Source organism: Phytoamicus setariae (assembly GCF_016722925.1).
GTDB lineage: Bacteria > Pseudomonadota > Alphaproteobacteria > Rhizobiales > Rhizobiaceae > Rhizobium_E > Rhizobium_E setariae.
Map to the genome: position 1 here is coordinate 257,564 of NZ_JAEQNC010000005.1, position 13,406 is coordinate 270,969.

A 13,406-nucleotide genomic window follows, 5' to 3' on the forward strand; every position below is an offset into this window, starting at 1 on the left:
AAAATATAGGTTTGGGAAGCGCTGGCCTTAACGGACGACGCTTTCAAACTCGTTGGTGGTGCCCTGATCCTTCAGGTAGCCGAGCGACTTCTTGGAAGCTTCGACCAGCGCACCGAAGGCTTCAGCCTGGGTGATTGCCATGTTGGAAAGAACCTTGCGGTCGACTTCAATGCCAGCCTTGTTGAGGCCGTCGATGAAGCGGCCGTAGGTCAGGCCGTGCTCGCGGACAGCAGCGTTGATGCGCTGGATCCAGAGCGCGCGGAAATTGCGCTTCTTGACCTTGCGGTCACGCGTTGCGTACTGCATCGAGCGATCGACGGCAGCCTTCGCGGTGCGGATGGTGTTCTTGCGACGGCCGTAAAAGCCCTTAGCGGCCTTCAGAACCTTCTTGTGCTTGGCGTGCGACGTAACGCCTCTTTTTACACGTGCCATATCATGATCTCCTTATAACAACAAATACCGGTAGTCTCAGAGACCGTTCGGGAGGTAGTTCTTGATGACCTTCTTGCCATCGGGCTCAGCCAGCACCATCGTGCCGCGGGCGTCGCGAATGAACTTGTTGCTACGCTTGATCATGCCGTGGCGCTTGCCGGCAGCTGCCGACAGAACCTTGCCGGTCGCGGTGATCTTGAACCGCTTCTTGGCAGACGACTTCGTCTTCATCTTGGGCATTTTGCTACTCCATTGTTGTCGGTTTTTGAGAAACGAACTGATGAGGTTCATTTCAAGCGTGAAGAACGGCCACGGCATGCCCTGCCGGACCGTTCGGACGCGGTGATATAACCGCTGCCTGATGAAAGCGCAACAGGGGGTTTGCGGATTCTCTCGATGTTGCTGAGTTTGTTATTGAGAATAAGTTGCAATAGCAGATTCTCTGTGCCATCTTGCCTGGCAATGATGTCTGGCGTTGGAGAAATTATGTTTCGATCCCTCAGAAAGTGCATACCGGCCGCAGCCATTGCCGCGACCGCCCTCCTCCTTCTCAGTGCGGGCAGCGCATCCGCAAAGTTCAAGGCAGTCACCACATTCACAGTCATCGCCGACATGGCGAAGAACGTCGCGGGTGACGCTGCGATCGTCGAATCCATCACCAAGCCCGGCGCCGAGATCCACAACTACCAGCCAACGCCCCGTGATATCATCAAGGCCCAGGACGCCAATCTTATCCTCTGGAATGGCCTTGGCCTCGAACTCTGGTTCGAAAAATTCTTCCAGAACCTCGACAACGTTCCGGGCGCGGTCGTCTCCGAGGGCGTCGAACCGATGAGCATCGGCGAAGGACCCTATTCCGGAAAACCCAATCCGCATGCATGGATGTCGCCCCAGGCAGCATTGATCTATGTCGACAACATTCGCGATGCGTTGGCAAAGCATGACCCCGCCAATGCCGACACCTACAAAGCCAACGCCGAGGCCTACAAGCAGAAGATCAGCGCCACGATCAGCCCGATCAAGGCTGAACTCGATGCCATTCCGGCGGCAAAGCGCTGGCTGGTGACGAGCGAAGGTGCTTTCAGCTACCTCACCCGCGATTTCGGGCTGAAGGAACTCTATCTTTGGCCGATCAACGCCGACCAGCAAGGTACGCCGAAACAGGTTCGCAAGGTCATCGACGGCGTACGCGAGCACGGTATCCACGTGGTATTCAGTGAGAGCACGGTTTCGGACAAACCAGCACGGCAGGTGGCGCGGGAAACCGGCGCGAACTATGGCGGCGTCCTTTACGTGGACTCGCTCAGTGAAGCCGATGGCCCAGTTCCGACATATCTCGACCTGATCCGCGTGACATCGGAAACGATAGCCAAGGGACTGTCGCAATGAATATGACGCTCCGCGATAACAAGCCCGACGGCAACCCAGCAGACGGATCCGGCATTGCGGTCGATGGAGTGACCGTGACCTACCGGAACGGCTACACCGCGCTCAGAAACGCGAGCTTCCGGATTGGCAAGGGTACGATCACGGCACTTGTCGGGGTCAACGGCAGCGGCAAGTCAACGCTTTTCAAGGCGATCATGGGCTTCGCACGGGCGTCTGCGGGTTCGATCTCCATCCTCGGCATGCCGGTTCCCGCAGCCCTCAAGCGCAATCTCGTGGCCTATGTGCCGCAGGCCGAAGAGGTTGACTGGAATTTCCCTGTGCTGGTCGAGGACGTGGTGATGATGGGCCGCTACGGCCACATGAACATGCTGCGCATTGCCTCGCGCAGGGACCATGAGATTGTCAATGCAGCGATCGAGCGGGTCGGCATGAGCGCGTTCCGGCACCGCCAGATCGGCGAACTCTCCGGCGGCCAGAAAAAGCGTGTCTTCCTTGCCCGAGCGCTTGCACAAGAAGGCCAGGTCATCCTGTTGGACGAACCGTTCACCGGGGTCGACGTCACCACCGAGGAAGCGATCACCGCGCTGTTGAAGTCGCTGCGGGACGAAGGCCGGGTCATGCTGGTATCCACTCACAATCTCGGCAGCGTGCCGGATTTCTGCGATCAGACAGTGCTGCTCAAGGGAACCGTGCTGGCCTACGGACCGACGGAACGCGTCTTCACCCGCGAGAACCTGGAGAAGGCTTTCGGCGGCGTGCTGCGCCATCTGGTTATCGACACCATCGGTGAGACCGACCGCCACGCGGTGGGCGTCATTACCGACGACGAGCGCCCCTTCGTGGTCTATGAGGCCGGTGGACAGGTCGATCGACCCAATGAACCAGGCGGGGACGGCATATGACCGAACTGCTCGCCGAACCATTCTCCTATGAATACATGCTCAACGCGATGTGGGTGAGTGCATTGGTGGGGGCCGTCTGCGCCTTTCTTTCCGCCTATCTCATGCTGAAGGGCTGGTCGCTGATCGGCGATGCGCTTTCGCATTCGATCGTGCCTGGCGTCGCCGGCGCCTACATGCTCGGCTTGCCATTTTCTATTGGCGCCTTTTTTTCGGGCGGCCTGGCGGCAGCGGCCATGCTTTTCCTCAACCAGCGGACAAAATTGAAGGAAGATGCCGTCATCGGCCTGATCTTCACGTCGTTCTTTGGGCTGGGTCTGTTCATGGTTTCGCTCTCGCCGATGGCGGTCAACATCCAGACCATTGTGATGGGCAACATCCTGGCGATCACACCGGAGGATACGATCCAGCTTGCCATCATTGGTTTCGTCTCCCTCGCCATCCTGCTGGTGAAGTGGAAAGATCTGATGGTGGTGTTCTTCGATGAAAACCACGCGCGCACCATCGGGCTCAATCCTGTGCTGCTGAAAATCATGTTCTTCACGTTGCTATCGGCCTGCACTGTCGCCGCTCTGCAGACGGTCGGGGCCTTTCTTGTCATCGCGCTGGTGGTCACGCCCGGTGCCACCGCCTATTTGTTGACCGACAGATTTCCGCGTCTGCTCTTGATCAGCGTGGCGATAGGTTCTGTCACCAGCTTTTTCGGCGCCTATATCAGCTATTTCCTCGATGGTGCCACAGGTGGTGTCATCGTCGTTCTGCAGACGCTGATCTTTCTCGCTGCCTTCTTCTTCGCACCCAAGCACGGCATGCTTGCAGCGCGCCGCAAGGCGCGCCTGGAACTGGAGGCCATGCCATGAACGGGTTCCTCGAGCTTGCGCTGATGCCCTTCCGCTTCGAATTCATGCAGATGGCGTTGATCATTGCCGTGCTGGTGGCGATCCCGGCCGCGCTGCTATCCTGCTTTCTTGTGCTCAAGGGTTGGTCGCTTATGGGCGATGCCGTGTCCCATTCCGTACTTCCGGGCGTGGTGCTCGCCTATATCGCCGGCATACCGCTGGCGATCGGCGCCTTCGTCGCCGGCATGGGCTCGGCCATGCTCACCGGTTTCCTCAAGGAAAACAGCCGCATCAAGCAGGATACGGTGATGGGGGTGGTGTTTTCGGGCATGTTCGCCTCGGGCATCGTGCTCTACACCAAGATCCAGTCCGACGTACATCTCGATCACATCCTGTTCGGCGACATTCTCGGAGTCGGCTGGGGCGACATACTGGAGACAGGGCTCATTGCGCTTTTCGTAACCACGGCGATGACGCTCAAATGGCGCGACCTGCTGCTGCATGCATTCGACCCAGCACAGGCAAGGGCAAGTGGCCTGCGCGTGGGTTGGCTGCACTACGGACTGCTGGCCATCCTGTCCCTGACCATTGTCGGTGCGTTGAAGGCCGTGGGCATCATTCTGGCAATCGCCTTGTTGATAGCCCCAGGCGCAATCGCCTATCTCGTGACGCGACGCTTCGGAACGATGATGGTGACAGCGGTGGCGATAGCGGTGTTCTCGTCGTTTGCCGGCGTCTACCTGTCGTTCTTCATCGACAGCGCCCCGGCGCCGACAATCGTTCTCATCATGTCGGGATTGTTCGTTCTGGCCTTCCTGTTCTCCACAGGCAAGGCGGAGGGCGTGGACGGCGACGAGATCGCTCGGGCAAATGCGCGGCGCAGGCTGCCTTGATCAGTTGGACGTGCGGTGCCGCTGTACTCCCGCCAACGCCGGCAGGATCAACGACAAACATGTGCCGACAAGCGCCGAAATGATTGTCAGCAAATGCGCGTTGATGCCAGCCTTGGCGACGGTGGCAAGCCCCGTGCCCACGCCAAAGGCTGCCGCGCCCGCCACGATGCCGGCCGGATAGGTGCCGACACCGCCTGGCGCGTGCACCGGCAGCACGGAGGAAAGCTCGCCGCCGAGTGCACCCCCAAAGCAAGCAGCAATGGGATCGACGCCCATCAGCTTGAGTATCCAGGCGAGCACAAGCACCTTCACGCCCCAGTTCAGAACCGTGAGAAACCATGCACGGAGAAATGCCGGCAGATCACCCGGAATGCCATCGGAGACCTGATCCATCAGCGCTGAAATTCTTTTGCCTGCGCGCGTTCGAACAAGACCAATTGCATGATCCTTGAGCGGAAAGACCAGCACCGGCGCAACGAAAAACAAGGCCAAGGCAGCGCAAGCCCAGGGCTTGTAACCGGTCGCGGCCACCAGTCCGGCTCCGCCGGCCGCCAGCAGCGCATGCAGGTCAAGCAGCCTGAGCACCAGCAGGGCAGAGGCGCCATGCGCGAGTGGCACGCCGAATTCCGATCGCATCAGCAGCGGAAAACTGGTTTCGCCCGTCCGGAACGGCAGCATGATGTTGAGCAGGTTGTGGATTTGCGTGACGCGGAAAAGCCATAGAAAGCGACCCGCCGTTTCGCGCGGGAAGTAATCCTGCATGCGATGGGTGCGGATAAAATACGTGCCGACCAGCAATGCCAGCGCCAGGAACACTTTGAGCACGCCCACATCGCGCCAGCCCGACAGGATCGACGCCCAGCCCCACGCATACTGGACGAACGCCGCATAGAGTGCGATCACCGCGGCCGCGATAAGCGCGATGCGGTTCCTTGCAAGCCAGCCTCGCACCGTCACGTCAGCCATTTGACGCTTCTTGATCCCGATTGATTTGACACCGAGCCTGCTATAACAGAAGGCGCTCGCAAAACCAGCACATTCCGGAGAACCATCTTGTTGCAGTCCTCATCCGTCCTGCAGGCAGAGGCCGACCCTGCAAACGCGATCGAACTTTCGGTTCTCATTCCCGTCCACAACGAGGAGGAGAATGTGACCCTGATGATCGAACGGGTCGCCGACGCGCTGAAAGACTTCGGCAAGCCTTGGGAGCTCGTCATCATCGACGACGGCTCGACCGATGGCACGCTTGCCAATGCGCGCAAATTGCTCGACCGGACCGACATCGATCTCCGGATCATCGAATTTCAGCGCAACTTCGGCCAAGCTGCCGGGCTGCAGGCAGGCTTCGACGCGGCCCGTGGCCGGCTGATCGCCACGCTGGACGGCGACCTCCAGAACGACCCCTATGACATCCCAAGGATGATCGGCGTCCTCGAGGAAAGGGACCTCCATATGCTCTGCGGCTGGCGTAAGTCGCGCCAGGACGGTCTCTTTCTGCGCCTCATTCCTTCGTGGATCGCCAACCGCCTGATCCGCAGGATTACCGGCGTACACATCCATGACTACGGCTGTGGCCTGAAACTTTATCGGGCTGAAATTATCAAACAGGTCCGGATCATGGGCGGCATGCACCGTTTCATTCCGGCATGGGTGGCAAGCGTGGTCCCAAGCTCGCGCATCGGCGAAACGGTCGTCAATCACCATGCCCGCCAGTACGGTACGTCCAAATACGGCATTTCGCGAACATTCCGTGTGATACTCGACCTGCTCGCCGTGCTGTTCTTCATGCGTTTTCACGCCCGTCCCGGGCATTTCTTCGGCATGATCGGGCTCAGCTTCGGCGGCGTCAGCGCCTTGATGTTTGTTTGGCTTGGCGTGGTGAAGTTCATCTTCGGCGAGGACATCGGTACGCGACCGCTGTTCATCGTTGCAGTCATGCTTTTCATTGGTGCAGTGCAGATGATCACAACAGGCATTCTCGCCGAGATGAACCTGCGCAACAACAACCGCGGCGGCGCTGCGCCCGGCTATGTCATCCGTACCATATTCAAGCGAAACGCCTGATTATGATGGCCAGCGAGCGAAAACCGGCGACAATCCTGTTCATCGCATTGGCGGTCTATTTTCTCGCAAACATCGCCGTGCGCTTGAGCCTGCCCGCGACGCTCGAGCTGGATGAGGCCGAACAGATATTCTATTCACAGTGGCTTACACTAGGCTATGGACCGCAGCCGCCGCTCTACAACTGGCTACAGACCGCCGTGTTCGCGGTCACCGGCCGCTCAATCTTCGGGCTGAGCCTGCTCAAGAACGCGCTCCTGTTCAGCTGCTATTTCTTCTATTGGCTCGCCGCTTGCCAGGTTCTAAGGGATAGCAGGTTGAGGATCGTCGCGGTGCTGGGCCTGCTTGCGCTGCCGCAGGTCTCGTTCATGGCGCAGCAGGATCTGGCACATACGGTGGCGCTTCTTTCAGCCACGGCATTGTTTCTCTATGCCTTTTACCGGATTGTCGCCGCACCGGACACGACAGCCTACCTGCTGGCCGGCGTGGCGGTCGGTGCCGGATTTCTCGCCAAGTACAATTTTCCGCTGCTGCCGATCGCGGCTTTGCTGGCGGTCCTGCCCGAAAAAAACCTGCGCGACCGCATTTTCAACTGGCGTCTTGTTATGGCCATGGCGCTCGCCTTCGCCATCGTGCTGCCGCATGCGCTGTGGCTGCTGCAGAACTTCGACCACGCCACTTCGGCGACACTCGGTAAAATGACCGAGAACGGAGATGTATCCGTCGGCCCCATATCGGCTGTTCGCGGCATAGGATCGATGGCCGTCGCAATTGCCGCCTTCTCGGCAGTGATCGTTTTGATTTTCGTCGCGGTCTATCGCCGGTCGGCCTGGACGGTCCTGAAAGCGCAATCGGTCCCGATAAGGATCACAGAACGGATGATCGCGCTGCTGGCGGTCGCGCTTATCGCCATCGTTGTCGCCACCGGCACCGTGCACGTCCGCGAGCGTTGGCTGGATCCCTTCCTTCTGGTGTTGCCGCTTTATCTCTGCATGAAAATCGAAGCGGCGGGCAAGGCCGGTGCGATTACGCGAAAGGGGCTTCTGGTGATCCCGCTCGCTATCATGCTGGCGATCCCGGCAAGCATATTCCTGCGGGTGACGACCACAGGCATGACAGGTGCCTATACCAAGCTCAATATCCCGTTTGATGAATTCGCAAAGAAACTGACCGGCAACAGCGTAACGCCGGCCGTGGTGATCGCCCAGGATCGGCATCTCGCCGGCAATATGAAGCTGAATGTCGGCAAGACACCCGTCATGACCGCACAGTTTCCGAATTTCAAACTGCCGTTCGACTGGAACAACGATCAAGCGGTCTTGCTGGTCTGGCGATCCGCGACTGACGCCTCCGTTCCGGCACAACTCAAGCAATGGGTGAGCGATAACGCCACCACGGGCACAATCTCCACTATCGGGAAAATGTCGCTTCCCTATCATTATGGCCGGGAGGGCGACCGCTATGACTTCAGCTACGCCTGGGTCACGGCTCCGAAAATTGCCCCATGACAGCAAAAAGCCGTCCGGTTGATCCGGACGGCTTTTTCAAACCTAAAACCAGGAAGGATTACCTGGGAGCCAGAACCATCATCATCTGACGGCCTTCGAGCTTCGGCTCGGCCTCGACCTTGGCTATAAGCTGGGTATCGTCGCGGACCTGATGCAAGAGCTTCATGCCGAGTTCCATGTGCGCCATTTCGCGGCCGCGGAATTTCAAGGTCACCTTGACCTTGTCACCGTCGTCAAAGAAACGCTGGATCGCCTTCATCTTCACCTGATAGTCGTGGGTGTCGATGTTCGGACGCATCTTGATTTCTTTGATTTCGATGATCTTCTGCTTCTTGCGCGCCTCAGCCGTCTTCTTCTGCGTCTGGTACTTCAGCTTGCCGAGATCGAGGATCTTGCAAACCGGCGGTTCGACATTCGGCGAAATCTCAACCAGATCCAAACCGTCAGCTTCTGCCATGGCGAGCGCCTGATCGGTCGGCACTATACCTTGGTTGTTTCCGTCGGCATCAATCAGCTGGATGCGCGGTACACGGATTTCCCGGTTCGAACGCGGGCCATCTTTGGTGGGGCCCTCCGCCTTGAAAGGTCTGCGAATGGTCGTATTCTCCTAAACGTTTACAACAGGGGCTCTATCTGCCATCAGCGCTTTTCGAAAGCAATCTCCGATTTGCAGAGCGCGAGTTCATATCACGATTTTTTCAAAGAATCACCCATGGAAATTGCGGCGCCGGTTACTTGCACTTGAATTGGAAGGAAGAATGATGTCCGAAAACGGCAACTCCATCGAATATATCAACGCCGGTCCGGCACACGAACCACGCCGGATCGCGGTGATCACCACGGGGATGGAGGGGGCCGAAGGCGATCTCTGCATAGTCTGGCTCGGTGGCTACCGTTCCGACATGACTGGCACCAAGGCCGTCGCACTTGAGGCGCATGCAGCCGCGATAGGCGTGCCGTTCATCCGGTTTGACTATTCCGGCCATGGCAGCTCGAGCGGCCATTATACCGAAGGCACGATCTCGACCTGGCTGGAAGACAGCCGCGCGGTACTGGACACCTTTGCCCAGGGCAAGCGCTTGATCCTGGTCGGCTCGTCCATGGGCGGCTGGGTGGCGCTCAGGTTGATCGAGGAATTGCGCAAGCAGAAGTCGGCAACGCAGGCAGAGGGCCTGGTACTGATCGCACCCGCCCCGGATTTCACCGTCGAACTGATCGAACCGAACCTGACGGCGGACGAACGCGCCTCGCTGGAGGAAAAGGGCTATTTCGAAGAACCGTCGGAATATGCCGCCGAGCCGAACCGCTTCACCAGGAAACTGATCGATGACGGCCGCAACAACAGAGTGCTGACGGGCTTGATCGAGACCGGCTGCCCCGTTCATATCCTGCAGGGTATGAAGGACCCGGATGTGCCCTACTCCCATGCGCTGAAGATCATGGAGCAGCTGGCCGCGGACGACGCAATCCTGACGTTAATTCGCGATGGCGACCACCGCCTTTCGCGCCCTGAGGACATCGAGCGCATTTGTGACGCTGTCACTGCCATGACACAGAACCGGTGAAAAACAGCCCGATTGTTAACCATATCGCGCGAACGAATTGGTTAACGGTTCCTTAACGATTGACTCATCGCCCCTAAATTACTTTAACTCTTTCTTAAGAATTGAAGGGGCATGGGCAATGGCATTGAGTTCAAAAGCCGGATGGATGGCTCTGGCTATCCTGGCAGGGATCACGGCAGGAACGACGGCGCAGGCCGCTTCGCGCTTCATGCAGGCCGGCGCTATTACCTCGCAGCCAATCGGCCACTACGAGTTTTGCCAGACGCACAAGAGCGAATGTTCCGTGCGCTCGACCAATACGGTTGCTCCACGGGTGACCGAATTCGGCTGGAACGTGGTTCGCCAGATCAATGCTCAGGTCAATCAGGACATCATGCCGATGACCGACCAGCAGATCTATGGACGCGACGAAGTCTGGGCCTACCCGAAGGAAGTCGGCGACTGCGAGGACTTCGTGCTCCTCAAGCGCAAGATGCTGATGGAGCGCGGCTTTTCGGCTGCCGACCTGCTGGTTACCGTCGTGCGCAAGCGTGATGGCGAAGGCCATGCGGTGCTCACCTTGCGCACCTCCGACGGAGACTACGTCCTCGATAACCTCGAAGACACCGTAAAGCTCTGGTCCGAGACACCTTACCGGTATCTCAAGCGACAGGCGAGCTTCAACACCGGCCGCTGGGTCACGATCGACAACTCCGACGAAGTGGTCGTCGGCGCCGTCGAAAAGTAACAGAGCAATCCGGGAACGCCGTTACGCGTTCCCGATCAGGATACCTGCGGCAAGCACCAACGCGCCTCCCAGCACCACTTGTAGCGTCGCCTTGAAGAAAGGCGTTTCCATATATTTGTTCTGAATGAAAGCAATGGCCCAGAGTTCGACGAACACCACGGCGATGGCAATTGCCGTGGCAGTTTGAAAATTCGGGATCAGATAGGGCAGCGTATGCCCTAAGCCGCCGATCGTCGTCATGATCCCGGATGCCAGTCCGCGCTTGATTGGCGATCCCCTGCCGGAGATCACCCCGTCGTCATGCGCCGCCTCGGTAAATCCCATTGAGATGCCCGCGCCGACCGACGCAGACAGGCCAACCAGAAAGGTCTGGAAAGTATCGCCAGTCGCAAAGGCGGCGGCGAAAATTGGCGCAAGCGTGGAGACGGAGCCATCCATCAGCCCCGCAAGCCCCGGCTGGACCCAGGTCAAAACGAGACTGCGGCGTGCGGTCTCATCCTCGCCGGCTTTTATTTCCTCCGGCAAATGCTTCTCTACCAGACGATGAGCGAGACCTTCATGGGCTTTCTCAGCAAGCGCCAGGTTGCCCAACAGCTTGCGGGTTGCAGCATCCGTGGAGTTTGCCGCTGCCTGCAGGTAAAAGCGATGCGCGGCTTCCTCCATGACCTCGGCTTGCTTTCGCGCTTCATCAACCGACAAGGTGCGGATCAGCCAATCGGGCTTGCGTTCGGGAAATTCGCGAACATGCTCGCGCCGCACCAGCGGGATTCTGCTTCCGAAGCGTGCGGTATGCTGATCGATCAGCATCTGCCGGTGATGGCTTTCTTCCTCGGCCATGTCCTCGAAAATCTTTGCCGAATGCGGGTAATCTCCTCGCAGCGCATCTGCATAAGCGAGGTAGATGCGGCCATCGTCCTCCTCGTTGGAGATCGCCAGCGCCAGAACTTCCTGCTCGGAAAGCGAGGCGAGCGGTCGTTTGGCCGAGGAAAAAAACCTGCTGAACATACCAATTCCCTAAGTTTAGAATAATTCTAAACTTAGGGCGTCAATCAGGGACCGTCAAGTCTCGGGAACTGCAAACACGACCGATTATCAATGAATATCAATCGTCTGAATAGCGCTGCTCTCGCCAGGGATCGCCATACATATGATAGCCGTTCCGCTCCCAGAAACCCGGAATATCACCCGCGATGAATTCAATTCGGCTGAGCCATTTGGGGCTTTTCCAAAAGTAGAGATGCGGCACCACAAGCCGCATCGGCCCTCCGTGCTCCAGTGTCAGCGGCGCACCGTCCCATCCGGTTGCAAGGATCGCATCCGATGTTGCGAAGTCGGCAAGTGGCATGTTGGTGGTATAGCCATCGTAGCTGGTCAGCAGCACATGACCGGCTTTGGGCAATGGCTTAACCCGGTCCAGGAGGTCGCGAGTCGCAACACCATTCCAGGAGTTGTCGTAGCGCGACCAGCTCGTCACGCAATGAATGTCGCTGACGGCCCCCACCTGCCTCATCGTCGTGAAGGCTTGCCAATCGAGTGTCAACGGCACCTCGACAAGGCCGCGTATGTCGAGCTTCCAGACGTTGGTGGTAATCCGCGGCTGCTGGCCCAGATCCAGCACGGGCCAGTTCTTGACGAGGTGCTGGCCCGGCGGCAGGCGATCTGCCTCGGGGCGGCTGATCCGGCCGGTCAGAAACTTGCCTTCGGTGGCCCAGCGGCGCTTTGATGCCGTAAGCTTGTTGTCTGCGGGTGTTACGTCGTCACTCATGGTCAGACCCCCGTTTTGCACTGCAACAATAGGACAACGACGAACTTCACCTGTCAAGCAGCTAGTGCTTCGAAGGCGGTTGCAATTATCGACACGGGGACACTATCTCTATGTGATCGAAAGCAAGCATTGGGGATGTGGATGCGGCCGGAATTAGCGAAGGACACACTTCTGGATCGGTTCGGCCGAATGCTCGCAAGCCGGCTCCATCAGGAAACCTCCGGCTACGAACCCTTTACCCCATCCGATCCTGAGGTAATGCGCAGGACTCTGCGGCCCGGTGATGTGATCCTGATCGAAGGCAACGATCGCTTGTCCGCGGCGATCAAATATCTGACCCAGTCGACATGGTCGCATGCGGCATTCTATGCCGGTCGCGAACTGCCGTGGAACGGCGATGAGGCTGACAGGCCCGAACTCATCGAGGTGACGCTGGGCGATGGCTGCATTGCCTCACCGCTCAGGAAGTATGAAACATACAACACGCGCATATGCCGCCCATCCGGTCTGGTTCCCGAAGATGCGGACCGCATCCTGGCGTTTATGGTCGCAAGCGTGGGGCGAAAATACGACCTCAAGAACATTGTCGACTTGTTGCGCTACTTCCTGCCGGCACCACCGGTACCGGTGCGCTGGCGGCGCAAGATGATCGCGTTCGGCTCCGGCGACCCGACAAGGGCGATCTGCTCGACTCTGATCGCCGAAGCCTTTCAGATGGTGCGCTACCCGATCCTGCCGGATATCCAGCCCAAGCCGGGCCAGTCATCAGCGCGATCGTCATTTTCAAGGCGCGAGATCCTGCATATCAGGCATCACTCGCTCTATGCGCCTCGGGATTTCGATCTCTCCCCATTCTTCCGCATCGTCAAGCCGACCTTGGAATACGGCTTCGACTATAAGGAAATTGAATGGGGAGATTCAGAGATAAAACAGGCCTGATTATTCGGTCAGGTTGACTTCTTCGGTCTCACCGCCCGTGCAGGTGTAGCAGCAGTCTTCGCAAGTTTCCTTGTTTCCTGGGCCGGTACCCCAGTAGGTTTCCTTGTCGCCGGAAATCCAGGCGCCGTAGCAAATCTTTTCGCCTTCATTGCAGGAAAGCGGCATGGTCTTGGTTTCACCGTCGTCGAGAATATAGACTTCACCATTGCCCGGCCAGACATGGTCGCGATCCTGGCTGTAAAGCTCGACTTCCACCGCATTCGGGTGGCTGTTCTTCATGACGAAAGTGACGTCCGCAGCAAAGGCAGCTGTTGGCAATATGGTGCCGGCGGTAATGCAGGCGAATGCAGCAAGCGTCGCAATCGACGACTTGATAAACTTAAACATGT

At 58.3% G+C, this 13,406-nt stretch carries 16 protein-coding genes; 9 read left to right on the plus strand and 7 right to left on the minus strand.

The annotated features are described in order from the left end of the window. Positions 1–27 precede the first annotated feature (27 nt). Both rplT and rpmI read right to left on the minus strand, forming a co-directional pair. On the minus strand, positions 28–432 hold the full coding sequence (gene rplT / locus JJB09_RS11060) for a 50S ribosomal protein L20 (protein WP_201657518.1): 405 nt from the start codon (positions 430–432) through the stop codon (positions 28–30). Positions 433–468: 36 nt separating this feature from the next. Beyond that, entirely contained in the window at positions 469–672 is a 204-nt protein-coding gene (rpmI, locus tag JJB09_RS11065; protein ID WP_201657521.1) for a 50S ribosomal protein L35, read from the minus strand. Between the two features lie 246 nt (positions 673–918). On the opposite strand from rpmI, the gene JJB09_RS11070 reads away from it, so the two are divergent. From JJB09_RS11070 to JJB09_RS11085, 4 genes are read left to right on the plus strand one after another with little or no spacing between them, the layout of a single operon-like run. Further along, positions 919–1,821, plus strand: coding sequence for a metal ABC transporter substrate-binding protein (locus tag JJB09_RS11070; protein ID WP_201657524.1), 903 nt, complete (start codon positions 919–921; stop codon positions 1,819–1,821). Continuing rightward, positions 1,818–2,723 carry a manganese/iron ABC transporter ATP-binding protein gene (locus JJB09_RS11075; protein WP_201657527.1) on the plus strand — a complete coding sequence of 302 codons (906 nt, stop codon included), beginning with the start codon at positions 1,818–1,820 and terminating at the stop codon, positions 2,721–2,723. The genes JJB09_RS11070 and JJB09_RS11075 overlap by 4 nt, the downstream gene beginning before the upstream one ends. After that, positions 2,720–3,580 (plus strand): metal ABC transporter permease, encoded by an 861-nt coding sequence (locus tag JJB09_RS11080; RefSeq protein ID WP_201657530.1) that lies wholly within the window; start codon positions 2,720–2,722, stop codon positions 3,578–3,580. The genes JJB09_RS11075 and JJB09_RS11080 overlap by 4 nt, the downstream gene beginning before the upstream one ends. Then, entirely contained in the window at positions 3,577–4,452 is an 876-nt protein-coding gene (locus tag JJB09_RS11085) for a metal ABC transporter permease (RefSeq protein ID WP_201657533.1), read from the plus strand. The genes JJB09_RS11080 and JJB09_RS11085 overlap by 4 nt, the downstream gene beginning before the upstream one ends. Here the strand turns inward: JJB09_RS11085 and JJB09_RS11090 are convergent, their stop codons facing one another. Then, positions 4,453–5,418: a lysylphosphatidylglycerol synthase domain-containing protein gene (locus JJB09_RS11090; protein WP_201657536.1), complete on the minus strand. Its 966-nt coding sequence runs from the start codon at positions 5,416–5,418 to the stop codon at positions 4,453–4,455. It abuts the gene before it with no gap. A gap of 87 nt (positions 5,419–5,505) precedes the next feature. On the opposite strand from JJB09_RS11090, the gene JJB09_RS11095 reads away from it, so the two are divergent. Both JJB09_RS11095 and JJB09_RS11100 read left to right on the plus strand, forming a co-directional pair. Beyond that, entirely contained in the window at positions 5,506–6,516 is a 1,011-nt protein-coding gene (locus JJB09_RS11095) for a glycosyltransferase family 2 protein (protein WP_201657539.1), read from the plus strand. A gap of 2 nt (positions 6,517–6,518) precedes the next feature. Then, the gene (locus JJB09_RS11100) at positions 6,519–8,021 is read left to right on the plus strand and encodes a glycosyltransferase family 39 protein (protein WP_201657542.1); all 1,503 of its coding nucleotides are present in this window, start codon (positions 6,519–6,521) and stop codon (positions 8,019–8,021) included. 58 nt (positions 8,022–8,079) lie between these two features. Here JJB09_RS11100 and infC read toward each other — a convergent pair whose 3' ends face one another. Next, positions 8,080–8,616 (minus strand): translation initiation factor IF-3, encoded by a 537-nt coding sequence (infC, locus tag JJB09_RS11105; protein ID WP_201657928.1) that lies wholly within the window; start codon positions 8,614–8,616, stop codon positions 8,080–8,082. A 166-nt stretch (positions 8,617–8,782) separates the two neighbouring features. Here infC and JJB09_RS11110 point away from each other — a divergent pair, with 166 nt between their 5' ends. Next, entirely contained in the window at positions 8,783–9,586 is an 804-nt protein-coding gene (locus JJB09_RS11110) for an alpha/beta hydrolase (protein WP_201657931.1), read from the plus strand. Between the two features lie 118 nt (positions 9,587–9,704). Further along, entirely contained in the window at positions 9,705–10,313 is a 609-nt protein-coding gene (locus tag JJB09_RS11115; protein WP_425523707.1) for a transglutaminase-like cysteine peptidase, read from the plus strand. A 21-nt stretch (positions 10,314–10,334) separates the two neighbouring features. Here the strand turns inward: JJB09_RS11115 and mbfA are convergent, their stop codons facing one another. Next, positions 10,335–11,318 (minus strand): iron exporter MbfA, encoded by a 984-nt coding sequence (gene mbfA, locus JJB09_RS11120; protein WP_201657545.1) that lies wholly within the window; start codon positions 11,316–11,318, stop codon positions 10,335–10,337. Between the two features lie 97 nt (positions 11,319–11,415). Then, on the minus strand, positions 11,416–12,078 hold the full coding sequence (locus JJB09_RS11125) for a sulfite oxidase-like oxidoreductase (protein WP_201657548.1): 663 nt from the start codon (positions 12,076–12,078) through the stop codon (positions 11,416–11,418). A 141-nt stretch (positions 12,079–12,219) separates the two neighbouring features. On the opposite strand from JJB09_RS11125, the gene JJB09_RS11130 reads away from it, so the two are divergent. Further along, positions 12,220–13,017 (plus strand): C40 family peptidase, encoded by a 798-nt coding sequence (locus tag JJB09_RS11130; protein WP_201657551.1) that lies wholly within the window; start codon positions 12,220–12,222, stop codon positions 13,015–13,017. Here the strand turns inward: JJB09_RS11130 and JJB09_RS11135 are convergent, their stop codons facing one another. Continuing rightward, positions 13,018–13,404: a hypothetical protein gene (locus JJB09_RS11135; RefSeq protein ID WP_246748668.1), complete on the minus strand. Its 387-nt coding sequence runs from the start codon at positions 13,402–13,404 to the stop codon at positions 13,018–13,020. Positions 13,405–13,406 lie beyond the last annotated feature (2 nt).